The following is a 16,383-nucleotide window of genomic DNA, read 5'->3' as shown; positions in this document are numbered from 1 at the left end:
AGCAAACAGTAATTAAAAAATAATATTTTTAATTTTATCTATTACGTCGTTACTTGTTTTCGCTTCTAACTCTTCTTTTGTTTCTAAATTGTTTTTACTCAAATTTAAGTATTGTATGTCACTAACCTTTGGGTTAACCATATGAAGTTTTGTCGTCGCTGTTTTCTCAACGTAACTTATATTTCTAAACTTCATTAGTTCTACATCATACGCGTCATTTTCTTTACTGACCATTTCTATTTCAGCTTTAACTTTAGAAGTCGCATCTTGATAATTATAAATCATACAATATCTAGCAATGGTTATCATTCCAATAACAAACCCTAAACTAATATTTAAAAGAACTCTTTTTTTCTTTTTCATTTCCTTCAGATTTTTACTGCTTTGTGTCTGTTTTCGTGATTTTTCTAAATCTTCATATTTTCGTTTTTTTAATGGCTCATATGGTGCTAAAACTGTATTTCCATCCATTATAAACTTATTTTTTTCTATTATCACTTTATTCACCCCATCCACAATTTAGAACTAATTTTTTTGCGCCACTCTTAGTTTTGCACTTCTACTTCTTGAGTTTATTTCTATCTCTGTCTCTGTTGCCCTTATAGGTTTTCTACTTATAAGTTTCACGATTGGTGTTTTACCACACACACACATAGGTAACTCTTTTGGACATTTGCATGGATCTTCTAAACTTTTAAATTTAACTTTAACAATTCTATCTTCAAGTGACTGGAATGTAATTATCGCCATTCTCCCACCGCGATGTAGTCTAGCTATTCCATCCTCAATTGCTTTATCTAATATTTTTAATTCCCCATTAACTTCGATTCTTATTCCTTGGAATGTTCTTTTAGCTGGATGGCCTCCATCTCTCTTAAACTTTGCGGGAATCGCTGCATCTATAACATTCACTAGTTCCAAAGTAGTATTGATTGGTTTATCTTTTCTTCTATCTACTATGAAATTAGCAATTCTTTTCGAAAATTTTTCTTCGCCATAATTTCTTAAAACCTCTGCTATCTGTGGCTCTTCGTAGTTATTTACCACATCATATGCTGTTATACCTTTGCTTCTATCCATTCTCATATCAAGATTCGCATCCCTCATGTAGCTAAACCCACGTTCCGCATTGTCTAATTGATATGACGACACCCCTAAATCCATAAAAATCCCATCTACTTTTTCTATTTTAAGTTTGTCAAGTATTGCTCCAATGTTATAAAAATTATCATGTACATATGTAACATTGTTATATTCTTTGATTTTTTCCTTTGCAGCTTTTAATGCATCTTCATCTTGGTCAATTCCAATTAACCGTCCTTTAGGTGACAGTCTTTTTAAGATTTCTAAGGAGTGCCCTGCACCTCCTAATGTACAATCAACATAAATTCCATCCTCTTTAATATCTAGCGCATCAATACACTCATTTAATAAAACTGATACATGTTTAAATTCCATTTTTAATCTCCTTTTATATGCCTAATTCATTCATTTTTTCTGCTATTTCATCAAAATTAATATCTGATTCATTATATTTATCCCATTTATCCTTAGACCATATTTCTATTCTAGTTGATACTCCTATGCTTACTATTTCCTTTTGAAGGCCTGCATATTCGCATAAATTCTGTGGTATTAAAGCTCTGCCTTGCTTATCTACTGTTATTTCATTAGCACCTGAGAAGAAAAACCGTACAAATGCCCTGGCATCTTTACTCGTCAATGGAAGTTTCTTTAATTTTTCCTCCATTATATTCCACTCAAGCGTTGTATATATGTATAAGCATCCATCTAGGCCCTTAGTCAATATAAATTCACTGCCTAATCCCTCTCGAAATTTGGTGGGAATAATCATTCTGTTTTTACTATCAATGGCATGTTGATATTCACCAATAAACATTTTATCCCCTACCTTATGAACTTACTCCACTTCGAACCACTTTAAACCATTTTAAACCACTAACAAGTATAATTCTATAGAAAAATGAAAATTCCTTCTTGTTTTATTGTTTTATTTTTATTTTTTAAAAACAATTAAACTTTTTTATGATTTTATTTGAATTTATTAACTTAAAATACATAATTATCAGACTACGCATTTCAAATTAAACAATTGTGCTAATTTACTTTCTTGAAATGCATTACGATGTAGGGTATAATTTATAAGAAATTAATAATATTAAATGCAAGAAAGGAATGTACATATATATGAAGCTAGGAATTGTAGGTTTACCAAATGTAGGAAAAAGCACACTGTTTAATGCAATAACAAAAGCAGGTGCAGAATCTGCTAATTACCCATTTTGTACTATAGAACCAAATATAGGTGTTGTAAGTGTACCTGACAAAAGATTGGATGTACTACAAACTATTTATAATAGTAAAAAAATAATTCGTACTGCAATTGAATTTTATGATATAGCAGGCCTTGTAAAAGGAGCAAGCAAAGGAGAAGGTTTAGGTAATAAATTTTTATCTCACATCCGAGAAGTAGAGTCTATTGTTCATGTGGTAAGATGTTTTAATGATGACAACATCATACATGTAGACGGTAATATCGATCCTACACGTGATATAGATACTATTAATTTAGAACTTATTTTTTCTGATCTTGATGTATTAGAAAGAAGAATGGAAAAGTCAGTAAAACTTGTTCGTTCTGGTGACAAAACAGCAAAAATGGAATATGCTCTTATGGAAAGAATAAAGGAACACCTTGAAGCAAATCTTCCAGTAAGAACATTAGAGTTTAACGAAGAAGAAGCCGCTTTTGTAAGTATTCTTTTCTTAATTACTGCAAAACCAGTATTATATGCTGCAAATATAAGCGAAGATGATTTAATGTCTGGTAACACAGAAAATGATATGGTAAAAAAAGTTAAAGAATTTGCTGCGAATGAGAATTCAGAAGTAATTGTAGTTTGCGCCAGACTTGAAGAAGAATTATCCACTTTGGATGATGATGAAAAAATGGAACTTCTAAAGGAATATGGTCTTACTGAGACGGGCCTTGATAAACTTATCCACTCAAGTTATAAACTACTCGGTTTAATGAGCTTTTTAACTGCAGGACCTCAAGAAATAAGAGCATGGACTATAAACATTGGAACTAAAGCCCCTGCTGCCGCTGGGAAAATCCATTCGGATATAGAAAGAGGTTTTATAAGAGCAGAAATAGTTTCCTTTGATAAATTAGTTGAATGTGGCTCCGAAGCTGCTGCTAAAGAAAAAGGACTGTATAGACTTGAAGGAAAAGAGTATATTATGCAAGATGGCGATGTAGTTAACTTTAGATTTAACGTGTAGCAAAGCAAGCAGGACAATTTAGTCCTGCTTATTTAATATCTATTATTAAATAATAACCTAGGAAGCTTCATCTCCCGCGGAGCTGTTCATCATTTTTTGCTATATTTTTTTAATTCTTTGTTAATAGCTATCATTACAGCATCAAAGCTAATATCAGGATTTCCCATTAGCACTCCAATTGCATCCTCTATAGATGTCATCGTATATATATGAAAGTTTCCATTTTTAATTTCGCTTTCAACTTCTTCATTTAAAACCAAGTCTACTGCATTTGACAAAGGTATCATTACACCTTTATCCTTTATTGAGTCAATTGCTTTGCATGCTGCAAAGAAACCTTCTATTTTATCGTTTACTCCTCCTATAGGTTGGACCTCACCAAATTGATTTACCGAACCAGTGATTGCAATGCTCTGTTTTATAGGTATCTTACTTAGCGCTGAGAGCATACACATTATTTCTGCAACCGATGCACTATCACCATCTATTTTTCCATAGATTTGTTCAAAGCTTAGGTGAAAATCTACCGGTAATTTAGTAAATCCGCCATTAATAGTACTTATATATCCCTTTAAAATATTAATAGATTTACTATGGATACTTCCACTTAGATTGCTCTCCTTTTGGACATCTATAATATTACCTTCTCCCTTATAGCAGCAACAGGTAATCTTTATTGGCTTACCAAAACTAAAATATCCTGTATCCATTACCGATAATCCATTCACTTGTCCAATTCTACTATTTATAACATCAATAAGCATCTTTTTTTCAGTATAATTGTCTAAAATTTCCTTTTCCATGATGTCTTTTTTATAGCCTACCTCAATTATATCTCCTTCACTAATCTCTTTTTTATTTTCTCCTATAACCTTATTGTTAGCTAAGATTAGTAGCTTATTTATTTCATATTTGTCATAGTATATCTTTTCTCTACTCTGTGCTTTCCGTGATAAAATCTTTGCTACTTCTCTTATAGCTCCTTTTGTAAGAAACTTATAATTGTTTTCGCAACAAGTTTTATTTATCTCAAATACAAGAGATTTCTTTAAATCATTGTCTATATTCTGCACTGGATTACATTCTGCTTTTATAGTGAAAATTTTTCTAAAGTCTTCATCATAGTTATAAAGCAAGTCATAAGTCTCATAGTTTCCAATAAGAATTATCTTTTCCTTAACTGGTATAGGTTCTGGGTTAAATGCATTTAAAGATCCAATCTCATAAGAGTTTCTGTTATAAGCCGAATCTACCTCCTCTGTTAATAATGTTTTTTTCAAATTATGATAAGCCGCAGCATCCTTTAGTAAATCATTTGCTCTAATTATCAAACACCCTTCATTTGCTTTTAGTATACTACCGCTTTTTATAAATTCTATACCTGTAGAATAAACCCCTTTGTGATTTTCATACTCTATATTTCCAAGTAAGTTTGTCAAATTAGGATCTTGTTCAAATATTACTGGACGAATTTGATTTTCACTATTATCTACCATTACATTTATAGCATATTTGTATATAATTTCATTTATCTTTTCCTCGTCATCATCATAACTTAAAGAATAATTATCTATAAGTCTTTTTTCAATATCATTGCATACTATATCAAAATAATTTTGTACAGATTCATCTTCCATAAACAAATTTTTATATTCTTCTTTTAAATCATTCATTTCATTTTTATAGTACACTTCCATTAGTTGTTTTATTTTCTCTAAGTCTTCTCCTTCAGAATCTTTTAGTTCCTCTAATGTTTCGCGAGCATTCTCTTTTAACATAGTTGCCGTGTATAAAATATTATCTTTTTCCCCTTTATCCAATGTTTCATATTCATTTTCAGACATTTCCTTTTCATCACTTAAAGGAATGAATGTGAATCCGCTATTAGTGGATTTTATATCAAAACCTTTCTCTTTTGCTGTATCTATTAGCTTACCAATTAATTTATTTCTTTTCTTTTGAATATTTTCCTGAATGTCTTCAATTTCCTTATTTGCAGAATTGTTATAAAACTGAAATGTGCACCCTAAATATTCATTCTGCATTTCTTCAAATGTCTCTTTTAGCTTATTAGCCCCTCCATTACTTACAAAAATAGGTTTAGGAGATTTTTCATCTTCATATAGTACATAACAAATGTCTTTTGGTTTGCTCTTATTTTCGAAACTTTTATTTACATATTTCATAATCTCTTTAATGGTTTCTTTTGAAAAGTCATCTATTAAATAAATATTAAAACCCTCTTTATCTATACTCATGGCAGTTTTAATATTTTCTATTACATCATAATATTGAGGCATAGTATATAATTCTTCTTTTGTACTCATATCTTCAATGTCAAATTCATATATAATATCTTTTGGAGTTAATTCTCTATTCATATTCCTCCTCCTTTCAATTCTTTATTATATTAATATTCTCAAATCACCAATTTAGGAACAAATATTATCATTAAGAAATAATAATATTTTCTAAATTTAGCGTATATATTTTTTTTCTTATAGAATTTTAATAATAAATATTAATAGTAGCCATTTTTTTAATACTTGAGTTAAATTACAACATACGATATAATAAGCTTATTGACTTTTTATATTTTTTATAATTTTTGTTGTGAAGGAGTAATACTGATGGGATTTAAAGACAAAATTACTAATAGTTATACACAGGCTTATTTAAAGAGATATGGCGATAGACTTACTCAAGCACAAGGTCGAGTTCTATCAGTCAAAGTAGCAGAAAAAAATTATCTAAGAATATTTTATAAACTAACTGTAACCATCTTAGTAAAGGCCGAAGGAAGTAAATCTATTTCTAAGTGCATATTCAAAAAGCACCGTTGGTTCAAAAAAGTTAACTTTATATCTGTGCTTCAAGGTCATTCTGTTATAATTCAAGGAATGAAGGGTAAAAAAGGTAAAGAACACAGCGAGCAGATTCAAATTGCAAACATTAGAAATATGACTACCAAAAAGGACCTGGTTCCAATGCAGGGGAATGCTCCAAAAGTTCAAAGAATAAGATCTGACAGACGTTTTAAATAATGAAAGCTATATGACTATGTCATATAGCTTTCATTATTTGAAATCGCATCAATACCTCACTGTGATATATCACTGCCAAGTGGCACTTAATGCTTATGCATTAAATACAAGTACAAACTATTTATAAAGGAAATAATACCCGAGAAAAATAAAATAATTAACCATTGCCCTAAATTAAGTGGGATGGTATGAAATACATTCTGTAAGAATGGAATATACACTATGCTAATCAGCATAATTATGGATATACCTACAGCCCCAATTAGGTACAAATTTGTAAAGGGATTAATTTCAAATAAAGATTGTTTTTCTGATCTACATTCAAACACATGTATGAGTTGAGATAAAACTAATGTTCCAAGAGCCAATGTTCTACATGCCTTAATATTCATACCATAATATTTACCACCGATAAACGCCATTATTGTACAAACACCAATTAGGCACCCGCGAATGACAATTTTTTCTGTAAGCCCTCTTGAAAATACACTTTCATTCTTTCCTCTAGGTTTTTCAAACATGATATCACTATCAGCTGGATCCACGCCCAAAGCAATAGCGGGAAGTCCATCTGTGACTAAATTTACAAATAAAATTTGTATTGGAAGTAGAGGATTTTCTAAGTAGAATAACGAAGCCAAAAACATGGTAAGCACTTCCCCTAAATTACAGGATAGTAAGTACCTGATAAATTTCCTTATATTGTCATATATTACACGTCCCTCTTCAACTGCTGCAACAATAGTTGCAAAATTATCATCTAAAAGAATCATAGAGGCCGCCTCTTTAGTTACATCCGTTCCAGATATTCCCATAGCTATCCCAATATCTGCTTCTTTTATAGCTGGGGCATCATTTACACCATCTCCAGTCATGGCCACAATATAATTTTTATGTTTAAAAGCTTTTACAATTCTTAGCTTGTGTTTTGGACTTACCCTTGCGAATATTTTTAAATTATCAATATTCTTATCTAGTTCCTTATCACTTAATTTATCTAGCTCATCTCCAGTTATAACCTCCTCCGAATATTTACATATATCTAAATCTTTTCCGATAGCATAAGCTGTATTTTTGTGGTCCCCTGTTATCATTACAGGCTTTATACCTGCAATCTTGCACTTTATAACTGCATCTTTTACTTCTTTTCTTGGGGGATCAATTATACCTGCTACGCCGATAAAGATTAAATTAGTTTCCAAATTATCATTTTTCATGATACCAGACACCTTATATGCACAAGCAATGCACCTTAATGCCTTATAGGACATTGACTCTACAGCCCTTATTAGATGATTCTTATAATTCGGAAGCATCGGCTGCACCAATCCGTCTAGCAATATATAATTGCATTTTTCTATAACCCTTTCTGGAGCACCCTTTACATAGCAAATTTCTTTATCATTTTCTTTAACAATGACAGACATAATTTTCCTTGTTGAGTTAAATGGTATTTCATATAAACGTCTTGATTTATTCAAAAATCCCTGTAATTCCTTAGAATTTTCAAAAAAAGCTTTAATTAAAGCAGTTTCTGTAGGATCACCAAACAAGCATTTTTCAAATTTTTTTGCGTTAAAATCGTAATTACAATCATTGCAGTATGTAAATGCTTTTTTCATAACTAAATTCAATGGAATTTCACCTTTATCAACATCGTAAACCTGTCCATCAAAATACAATGATTTTACCGTCATATTATTTTCAGTTAGAGTTCCCGTTTTATCTGTACATATTACAGAAGTACAACCTAAAGTTTCAACTGCTGGTAATTTTCTAACTAAAGCTTTCCTTTTAAGCATTCTAGATACACCTAGTGCTAATGCAACCGTAACTATAGCAGTTAACCCCTCTGGTATTGCAGCTACTGCAAGGCTTACTCCCAATAAGAACATTGCATATTTATCTTGTCCACGCGAGATGCCCATAAAAGTTACAACTACGCAAATTATTATACAAAGCATAACTAATATTTTCCCAAGATATGCTAGTCTCTCTTTAAGTGGAGACTTCTCCTCTTCAATACTATGAAGCATATCTGCTATTTTCCCCATTTCTGTATTCATACCTGTTGTTATAACTTTTGCTTTAGCTTTTCCTGTAAGAAGTATTGTTCCCATATAAATGTTATTATCCTTAGAACTGGCGCTTTTGTTTACTCCAGCAGATTCTCCAGTAAGTAAAGATTCATCTAGCATTACATTATTTTCCTCAGTCAAAATGCAATCAGCCGGAACTCTATCTCCACTTTCTAAAATCACTAAATCACCTGGCACTAAATATATTGCATTTATTACCAATACTCCACCATTTCTAATCACTTTAGCCGTTGGCGCTGCTAGCTTACTTAGTGCCTCCAGTGATTTCTCAGTTCGAAACTCTTGAATAAACCCTAGTATTCCATTCATTATAACTATAATAAATATAGTTATTGCATCCGCTTTTTCTCCCATAAGTCCTGAAAGCACTGTTGCTACAATTAATATCCAAGTAATAAAATCATTGAATTGTGAAAAGAATATTTTAAGCGCGGATATCTTTTTTTTATTTTCTAATTTGTTTAATCCATATTTTTTTAATCTACCTTCAGCCTCCTCTATGGTAAGACCCATTGATAATTTCTTACTATCACGTACAGATCCTCTTGGCTTATTATCATCCTTTGTATTATTATTTGGCACTTGTTCGTTAATCACTTTCTTACCCTCCTTATACTTGTCTAAGATAGATAACATTTGCTAACCAATGCCGCTCCCATAAGTCACTATATTTTCTATTCATACTAATATATGTATTTATTCACTTACATATGAACAGAATATAGTGTATTATTTAATTAACATTGGTTTTTTCTTTACAATATAAGAGTTTGATTATAAAATAATATTAGCAACGATTGCTAATTAAAAATGACAATGAGTATAACAACTAATAATTGTTATATTCTCAAGAACAATACAAGGAGGCCCATACGTGAAAAACATTATTTATATTACTGGCCATAGAAATCCAGATACTGATTCTATTTGCTCTGCTATTGCTTATGCAGAGTTTAAAAATAAAATGGGGAAAATACCTGCAATTCCTATAAGACTCGGTGAAGTTAATAGCGAAACGGAATTTATTCTTAACTACTTTAATGTAGATCAGCCTGAGCTTATAACTACGGTTAAAACGCAAATTTCTGATTTAGATATAGACGTTGTAGCTCCAATTTCACCAGATATTTCTCTTAAAATGGCCTGGTCCATTATGAAAAAAAATGGCACTAAAACTCTACCCGTTATCGACGAACATGATCAATTAGCTGGTGTGGCATCAGTTTCGAATCTTGCTGCAAGCTATTTAGATGTTTGGGACAATACTATTCTTGCCAAAAGCAATACAACTCTTGATAATATTTTAGATACTCTATCAGCTAAATGCGTGTGCAAACCAAAAGATGCATTTGAAATAACTGGAAAAATTATTGTAGCTGCTATGCATCCAGAAAGCACAAAATCTGTAATTGAGGCTGATGATGTTGCCATATGTGGAGATAGAGAAGATACCCAGCTCTTAATAATTAATTGTAATGCTTCGCTTTTAATAATTACAGGAAACCATTCTCCAACAGATGAAGTTATTGAACTTGCAAAAACTAATAACTGTACAATAATAGTAACCCCTTTTGATACTTTTACAGCTTCTAGACTAATAACTCAAAGTATCCCCATCGATTATGTTATGAGCAAAAAAAATATTGTAAGCTTTAATACAGAAGATTTTATTGATGAAATAAAGCATATTATGATTGAGACTAGATACAGAAGTTATCCTGTTACTGATGAAAATAATAAAGTCATTGGAAGTATATCTAGATACCATTTAATATCAGAAAACAGAAAAAAAATCATACTTGTAGACCATAATGAAAAAGCCCAATCTGTATTAGGAATAGAAGATGCTGAAATACTAGAAATAATTGATCATCATAGAATTGCAGATGTGCAAACTGGCATGCCTATATATTTTAGAAATGAACCTGTAGGTAGCACTTCAACAATCGTAGCATCCATATTCTTTGATAATGGGATTAGGCCTTCAAAAAGCACTGCTGGTCTTCTATGTGCAGCAATAATTTCTGATACATTACTACTAAAATCTCCCACCTCTACACTAGTCGATGAACTTATTTTAAATAAATTAGCTCAAATTGCTAATTTAAATGTGGAAGAGTTTGCAAAAAAAATGTTTAAAGCCGGTACATCACTTGAGGGTAAAACCGCTCAAGAAATTTTTTACCAAGACTTTAAGACCTTTACCCTTAATACTTTTAAAATAGGAGTATCACAAGTTGGTACAATGTATATTGAAGGCTTTGACCCACTGAAAGATAGCATGATAGATTTAATGAATAAAAAAGCCAAAGAAGGTGGCTATGACTTGATTTTACTAATGCTAACTGATATATTAAATGGCGGTTCAGTATTAATAGCTACAGGGGAACATAAGGACATTATTTCAAAAGCCTTTGATGTTACTCTAACTAATAGCGGTGTATATATTCCTGGTATAGTTTCAAGAAAAAAACAAGTTATACCCCCTATTACAGCTGCCCTAAGTAAAATAAACAAATAAAAACAAAGCATATATTATTTATAATATATGCTTTGTTTTTATTTATATATATTATAATTCTAAAAATTCCCCTATAAAAATTGTAGAACTAAGAATACAGTAAAAACTATAAAACATATAGAATAACTTATACTTAAATAATCCTTAATGCATGCATCATCAACCTTGTCACTATAACCACCATAACTTTTCAGATAGTGCATGTCATTACCATTATAATGAAAATAAAAATTAACAGATTCTATATACGCGGCTAAAATATCAACATTTAGAATAGGTTTATTCCAAATATTATTAGCGTAATCTCCTTTAAAATCTATCTTTACTTTTTGGTTTCTAAAAACATAAATTATATATAAAAATATTTCTGCGATTATTGCTGGGATTATCGTAGCACATGTCAGCAATATACCTAGTATGTTCAATTCCTTGTCAAGGCTTATAATATAGAGTAAAGTAAATACAATAGCTGCGCCATTTCCTAGTATTAGAATATAAAATAAAGGCGCAATAAATCCGCATATAAGTGATCTAGATATAGTAGATATTGTGTCGTAAAAATGCTTTCTTTCAGTATTATTTAAACTTTTCCGCTCTGTATTACTTATATCTATTACCATAAACGCTGTTATAGCATTAAATACTTGATTGCTTTTTATAAAAGTAACGCCTGCCAGAAAAGTAATCCCACTATATATAGCTATTACTCCACATAAATATAAAAACTGCAGCATATATATACTCTTAATTTTTTCCTTCAACTTTACATTAATAAAACCAAACAACCCTTGCCTATCTACTCTCCATAGCAATATACTAATTAAACATCCAATTGTATATCCCATTCCCATTTTCATCCCTCCTATGATTATATGATAGTGTTAACACTATTTTTGTTTATCTATTTTAAACCCTGTTTTTTTCATAAGTTAGTTACCACTATCGATTATATTATTATGTACTTACTAATAATATATGAAGGGTTTGCTTTAATTAAAACCATTTTTTAATTATTTCTGGCAAGCAAAAATAAGACATACTATTAGAAGTACATCTTATACAAAAATAAATTTATTTGACCCGAAGGTTATTAGCCATTTGCCGGATTTGCTCAGCAGTTTTTAAAGTAGTAGATCTAAGTTAAAGCTCTCTTTGAGTTACAACACCATGTGAATCCACACTAAAATTGTCTTTTCTCATACTCTTAACTTCACCTTTAGTTTCTGCAAGTTCACGCTTCAAATTTTCCTGATCAACTGATATAACATCAGTTTTATGCTCTAAAGATCTCAATATTTGAGGAATAACCCCCAAATCTAATGGACATCAATAGCTATTTTATAGCGGCTAAAGCTTTAAAATCTAGTCGTGCAGCTGAATCTAATAAATAAGATGATATTTTTGCACCCTCTATTCTAAGTTCATTTAAATCACTAATTATTTCATTAGCAGTTCCTATGCCTATACCATGTCCAAAATAAATCCCATTACCTAGGTCTATAACATTTTCTCCTTGCCATTCAGGCCTTACTGGATCTACATCGGGGTTATTAAAGTATCTTCTATCCCCTGGGAAATAATCACTTTGCTTCTCTAAATAACCTGCACTCTCAAGCATTTTATCCATATAATGCCAATTCATTAATTGTATTTCTGGAAACAATTCATTGAAAAGTTTCTCAGAAAATATATTAAGCAATGCTTGATAATAAATAATGATTATTGCAGTGGCACATTCAGTACCATATTTTGAACTATTTATAGAAATATCCTCAATGGCTGCACTGGGAGTTATTCCCTTTTTTAATATAAACCCCCCTTCATCAGTACGATCCCAATAATCAAGATTACACATTGATTTACGAAAGGTTTTAAAGGACATATCACCTTCATTGAGTTTTTTAGCAGCAATAACAATATTATTTCGTAATTTTAACTCGAACTGTAATTGATCTAATGAATCATATTCATACTTTTCTTTACTTAAACCCATCTTTCTAATGATATCTTTCTCAATATTATTTGGTTTATATTCATTTATAAAAGTATCAGATTTATAAGTATTGTTGGAAATTATTATCATTTACTAACCTCCCTATATTCCTTATATTAAGAACAATAATTATAGATTACTAATCTCTTAAGCTAGCTTTTGCAATGCGTACTTGTTTATTTATGGAATGGTTAATCCATGATTTCCATAAATATATGCTTTCATGATGAATTCTAAGTGAGAATCTCGATAACAATAGCTTGTTGTTTTCATCTAAGTTGTTAAAATAACCTAATAAGTTCTTTTCTTTTGCAGTGTATGGTATGAGTGGTTTTTTAGTATAAAGTGATACCCGTCTGCACAGATATTTTGCATCTAAAACTACGATATAGGGTATTGGTTTACTGGTTCTTTGAAAACTTTCCCCAGTAAAATATAAAAACGGATAATTCTCTTTAAGCCAGTAAAAAAAAGCTTTATGTTGTTTACTACCTTCTCCCACATTCATATCTATGGAAGGTACAAAGTCTAGAAGTTTGCGTGCCAATTTAACATCGTTTACGTCATCTGAATCTAAATAATTTGCAATTAACATTAAGCTACAGGGCTCTCTTGCTTGGAAGAAAGCCCAAATTAGATCATGAGTAAAAAGACCTTCTCTATTTCTAAAAAAAATCATGTCTACTATAGTATGTAAAATCGTTTTATCCTTGTGGGTTTTTATTAAAAGTCTGGCAGTAAGATCTAAAAATTCATCATGCTGATTGCTTAACCCATGCTGAGCTATTCCTTTTTCAAACATATCTTTCAAATCAGAGTGAGAAATTTCTTTATGATTAGAATGTAGATATTCTATTTTTGAAGAAATTGAGGTGTTTACGCTATCTAAATACATATAATCTCCACCTTCATATTTTATTTTTGATTTTTATATAAATAAATGGCTACATCATATAGTATTATCAATGTAGCAATTATGTTAAAAGTATTATATTAAAATGATCAAAAAATATAAATAGATGGATTTATTTTTTAGAAATCACTACTATCCCAGCAGACTGTTGTACCCTTGATTGACTCATTACCATTGATAGTACACTTATATCCGTTAAAACGCCTCCCGTTAACTGTTCCTAAAATCTTAATTGTTGTATCTCGGCAATAGCCTAAGTCGTTCTATTGTGAATAAACTTTACAAATTTCTGTTTATCTTCTGTTAATTCATCATCAAATTTCTTCATTATTGAATTTATTATTTGATTTTTTGATGAATCAAAAGAAAATTCATCCACATTTTTTATTGGAAGTACATTTGGAGAGGTTCCGGAAATAAACAAACCCGTCAATGATTCAAGGTCCCTTTCATGGATGTTTTTTTCTTCAAACACGATATTTAACTTTTCGCAGGTTTTTATAACAAATTGTCTTGTAATGCCAGGTAATACATTTGCAACCTTTGATGTTACGACTGTTGAGCCTTCGACCATAAAAATATTAGATTTACTGCCCTCCGTAATAAATCCCTCATCATCCACTAAAATTGCTTCATATACGTCTTTACTATTTATTTGCTCATTTACTTTGTCTCTAAAAACACTATTAATAACTTTAGCATTTGGGTTACTTCGCTCTCCATGATAAGTAATAGTTTTTACGCCTTCCACGTACTGCTCTTTTGAAGGGTAAGAATGTGGCAAAAAATATAATAAAACCTTTTCATTAAAGTCATTTTTATTATTGCATTTCTCGTCGCTTGGGCTATAATTTATAACTAATTTTATATTTCCAACCTGAGCTTTATTCTTATATATTAGTTTAAGAATTTCATTTATAATTTCATCCCTAGTAATAGTTAAATTGTATTTCATAATTTTTGCGGAATCGTAAAGACGATCTAAGTGTTCCATAAGAAAAATGGGGATTCCGTCACTTATCCTTATAACTTCATATAATGATTTCCCTTTACTTCTATGGTAATTTTCAAATTCCTCACATTTTTTAATTTCCCCTCCGAATAAAAAATATGCATTTATACACTTATCCATATAAACCCCTCCTTGTTTTTTTGAAAGATAGATTAACTAATTGTATCTTATAATAATTAATATCAACCCATCACGAGTAATACTAATTTAAAGTAACCTCTATAAATATCCTACTACTTCCATTTTAAAATTTCAATCTTATCCTGTGTTTTTTTGAAGTTTATTAAATAAGGATGTCCCACTAAATTAAAAAGAGGTAAATCTGATAGAGAATCAGAAAACATATAGGAGTTTTCAAAATCAATTTCGATATTTTCTATCTTCAAGATTTCTTTTAGTCTCTTTACTTTTTCTTCCCCTTTGCAATTTTCTCCTGAAATTTTATTTCTATGTAAGCCATTCTCCTTAACGAACCTCGTCCCTATTACTTTATCCACTTCCTTTATATTATAGAATTCATTTAAATAGAATTCAGCAGATGCAGAAATTAAATAAATTTTGTATCCCTGTATCTTCATTTTTTTTATGGTATCTATAGCATCTTTATATAATATTTTGCTTAAACGTGTTTCATAAAATTCTTTGACTATCTTTTTCATTTCATTTTCTTCTATGCCATCAATAAATCTTATAAAGGTTTTTTTAGCTTTTGAAGCATCATATATCTTAAAAACGTAAAATATAGATGAAAATATACTTTTAGGCAGATATCTTATGAATTTAGGGTTCTTTTTTATCATAAAAAAATAGAATTCTACTAAAGTCTCGCGTTTTGTTAAAGTGTAATCCACATCAAAAATAGCTAATTTTTCTTTCATTATTTATCCTCCTTTAATCCTCTCCTGGGCCGCCGCAATATTACTTTTAAAGCAACAATATTAACATTATTACCATAAGATCGCTATTAATTCTTTTAAAAAAACTTAAAAAGAGCCGATGCATTTGCAACGACTCTTTTTAAGAATTACTTTTCGCTTTTAATCAATTCTTCATAATATGCAGTTACTTCTGCGAATTCTTCATCTTCAGGGATAACTAACTCACCTGTTTCTTCATCTCCAATTACTTTGAAAAGATATATTGAATCATCCTCAGGATTTTGAACTAGCGCAAATTCATTATCTTTATAAGTAAATCCATCTACTATTTCACAAGGAACTATGTTCCCATTTTCATCTTCTAAATCTACTGTTAAAGCTTCGCCCTCGCCACAACCACATCCACAACCTTCATTCTCGTCATGTTCGTGACCACCGCATCCACAGCCTTCATTCTCGTCATGTTCATGACCACCGCATCCACAACCTTTATTTTCTTGGTCCTGTTCGTGATCACCGCATCCGCATCCGCATGATGTTTTTTTATCTTCATTCATAATGTAGTACCTCCTACTTTGAGTATAGTTTAATTCTACCCTAAATGATAAAATAATAAA

15 protein-coding genes are annotated in these 16,383 nt (G+C 30.6%); 3 read left to right on the top strand and 12 right to left on the bottom strand.

Features of this window, described 5'->3' with window-relative positions; genetic code table 11:
- Positions 1-12: 12 nt before the first annotated feature.
- Genes KTC92_RS01120 through mraZ form a run of 3 tightly spaced genes read right to left on the bottom strand, consistent with a single transcriptional unit; the run spans position 13 to position 1,900 of the window.
- A complete protein-coding gene (locus tag KTC92_RS01120; protein WP_216302473.1) occupies positions 13-498 on the bottom strand; it encodes a hypothetical protein in 486 nt (161 codons plus the stop codon).
- 27 nt (positions 499-525) lie between these two features.
- Positions 526-1,458, bottom strand: a complete 933-nt coding sequence (rsmH, locus tag KTC92_RS01115) for a 16S rRNA (cytosine(1402)-N(4))-methyltransferase RsmH (protein ID WP_165412118.1) — start codon at positions 1,456-1,458, stop codon at positions 526-528.
- A 13-nt stretch (positions 1,459-1,471) separates the two neighbouring features.
- On the bottom strand, positions 1,472-1,900 hold the full coding sequence (mraZ, locus tag KTC92_RS01110) for a division/cell wall cluster transcriptional repressor MraZ (RefSeq protein ID WP_165412119.1): 429 nt from the start codon (positions 1,898-1,900) through the stop codon (positions 1,472-1,474).
- A gap of 308 nt (positions 1,901-2,208) precedes the next feature.
- On the opposite strand from mraZ, the gene ychF reads away from it, so the two are divergent.
- On the top strand, positions 2,209-3,306 hold the full coding sequence (gene ychF / locus KTC92_RS01105) for a redox-regulated ATPase YchF (protein WP_165412120.1): 1,098 nt from the start codon (positions 2,209-2,211) through the stop codon (positions 3,304-3,306).
- A gap of 89 nt (positions 3,307-3,395) precedes the next feature.
- Here the strand turns inward: ychF and KTC92_RS01100 are convergent, their stop codons facing one another.
- Positions 3,396-5,687: an AAA family ATPase gene (locus tag KTC92_RS01100; protein WP_220285939.1), complete on the bottom strand. Its 2,292-nt coding sequence runs from the start codon at positions 5,685-5,687 to the stop codon at positions 3,396-3,398.
- 249 nt (positions 5,688-5,936) lie between these two features.
- On the opposite strand from KTC92_RS01100, the gene KTC92_RS01095 reads away from it, so the two are divergent.
- Entirely contained in the window at positions 5,937-6,350 is a 414-nt protein-coding gene (locus tag KTC92_RS01095; RefSeq protein WP_216302471.1) for a hypothetical protein, read from the top strand.
- An 86-nt stretch (positions 6,351-6,436) separates the two neighbouring features.
- Here KTC92_RS01095 and KTC92_RS01090 read toward each other — a convergent pair whose 3' ends face one another.
- Entirely contained in the window at positions 6,437-8,962 is a 2,526-nt protein-coding gene (locus tag KTC92_RS01090; RefSeq protein ID WP_220286026.1) for a calcium-translocating P-type ATPase, PMCA-type, read from the bottom strand.
- 361 nt (positions 8,963-9,323) lie between these two features.
- Between KTC92_RS01090 and KTC92_RS01085 the strand changes: the two genes are divergently transcribed.
- A complete protein-coding gene (locus tag KTC92_RS01085) occupies positions 9,324-10,970 on the top strand; it encodes a putative manganese-dependent inorganic diphosphatase (RefSeq protein WP_220285940.1) in 1,647 nt (548 codons plus the stop codon).
- Positions 10,971-11,041: 71 nt separating this feature from the next.
- Here the strand turns inward: KTC92_RS01085 and KTC92_RS01080 are convergent, their stop codons facing one another.
- From KTC92_RS01080 to KTC92_RS01050, 7 genes are all read right to left on the bottom strand, one after another.
- Positions 11,042-11,821: a hypothetical protein gene (locus KTC92_RS01080; protein WP_216302469.1), complete on the bottom strand. Its 780-nt coding sequence runs from the start codon at positions 11,819-11,821 to the stop codon at positions 11,042-11,044.
- Positions 11,822-12,110: 289 nt separating this feature from the next.
- Positions 12,111-12,263 (bottom strand): hypothetical protein, encoded by a 153-nt coding sequence (locus tag KTC92_RS01075; RefSeq protein WP_216302468.1) that lies wholly within the window; start codon positions 12,261-12,263, stop codon positions 12,111-12,113.
- A 40-nt stretch (positions 12,264-12,303) separates the two neighbouring features.
- Complete coding sequence (locus KTC92_RS01070) at positions 12,304-13,053, bottom strand: protein-glutamine gamma-glutamyltransferase (RefSeq protein ID WP_220285941.1); 750 nt, start codon at positions 13,051-13,053, stop codon at positions 12,304-12,306.
- A 49-nt stretch (positions 13,054-13,102) separates the two neighbouring features.
- Complete coding sequence (locus tag KTC92_RS01065) at positions 13,103-13,858, bottom strand: hypothetical protein (RefSeq protein WP_216302466.1); 756 nt, start codon at positions 13,856-13,858, stop codon at positions 13,103-13,105.
- A gap of 271 nt (positions 13,859-14,129) precedes the next feature.
- Positions 14,130-15,008, bottom strand: a complete 879-nt coding sequence (locus KTC92_RS01060) for an aminotransferase class IV (protein WP_216302465.1) — start codon at positions 15,006-15,008, stop codon at positions 14,130-14,132.
- Positions 15,009-15,121: 113 nt separating this feature from the next.
- Positions 15,122-15,766 (bottom strand): HAD-IB family hydrolase, encoded by a 645-nt coding sequence (locus tag KTC92_RS01055; RefSeq protein WP_216302464.1) that lies wholly within the window; start codon positions 15,764-15,766, stop codon positions 15,122-15,124.
- A 146-nt stretch (positions 15,767-15,912) separates the two neighbouring features.
- Positions 15,913-16,323 (bottom strand): DUF1292 domain-containing protein, encoded by a 411-nt coding sequence (locus KTC92_RS01050; RefSeq protein ID WP_165412130.1) that lies wholly within the window; start codon positions 16,321-16,323, stop codon positions 15,913-15,915.
- Positions 16,324-16,383 lie beyond the last annotated feature (60 nt).

The organism is Clostridium sp. CM027 (assembly GCF_024730565.1).
In the GTDB taxonomy this organism is placed as follows: Bacteria; Bacillota; Clostridia; order Clostridiales; family Clostridiaceae; genus Clostridium_AD; species Clostridium_AD estertheticum_B.
This window is presented reverse-complemented; position numbering and strand designations above follow the sequence as displayed.

Coding starts and splice junctions, on each gene's coding strand:
- rsmH (WP_165412118.1), bottom strand. CDS start 1,458: ATGGAATTTAAACATGTATCAGTTTTATTAAATGAGTGTATTGATGCG.
- mraZ (WP_165412119.1), bottom strand. CDS start 1,900: ATGTTTATTGGTGAATATCAACATGCCATTGATAGTAAAAACAGAATG.
- ychF (WP_165412120.1), top strand. CDS start 2,209: ATGAAGCTAGGAATTGTAGGTTTACCAAATGTAGGAAAAAGCACACTG.
- KTC92_RS01100 (WP_220285939.1), bottom strand. CDS start 5,687: ATGAATAGAGAATTAACTCCAAAAGATATTATATATGAATTTGACATT.
- KTC92_RS01095 (WP_216302471.1), top strand. CDS start 5,937: ATGGGATTTAAAGACAAAATTACTAATAGTTATACACAGGCTTATTTA.
- KTC92_RS01090 (WP_220286026.1), bottom strand. CDS start 8,962: ATGGGTCTTACCATAGAGGAGGCTGAAGGTAGATTAAAAAAATATGGA.
- KTC92_RS01080 (WP_216302469.1), bottom strand. CDS start 11,821: ATGGGAATGGGATATACAATTGGATGTTTAATTAGTATATTGCTATGG.
- KTC92_RS01070 (WP_220285941.1), bottom strand. CDS start 13,053: ATGATAATAATTTCCAACAATACTTATAAATCTGATACTTTTATAAAT.
- KTC92_RS01065 (WP_216302466.1), bottom strand. CDS start 13,858: ATGTATTTAGATAGCGTAAACACCTCAATTTCTTCAAAAATAGAATAT.
- KTC92_RS01060 (WP_216302465.1), bottom strand. CDS start 15,008: ATGGATAAGTGTATAAATGCATATTTTTTATTCGGAGGGGAAATTAAA.
- KTC92_RS01055 (WP_216302464.1), bottom strand. CDS start 15,766: ATGAAAGAAAAATTAGCTATTTTTGATGTGGATTACACTTTAACAAAA.
- KTC92_RS01050 (WP_165412130.1), bottom strand. CDS start 16,323: ATGAATGAAGATAAAAAAACATCATGCGGATGCGGATGCGGTGATCAC.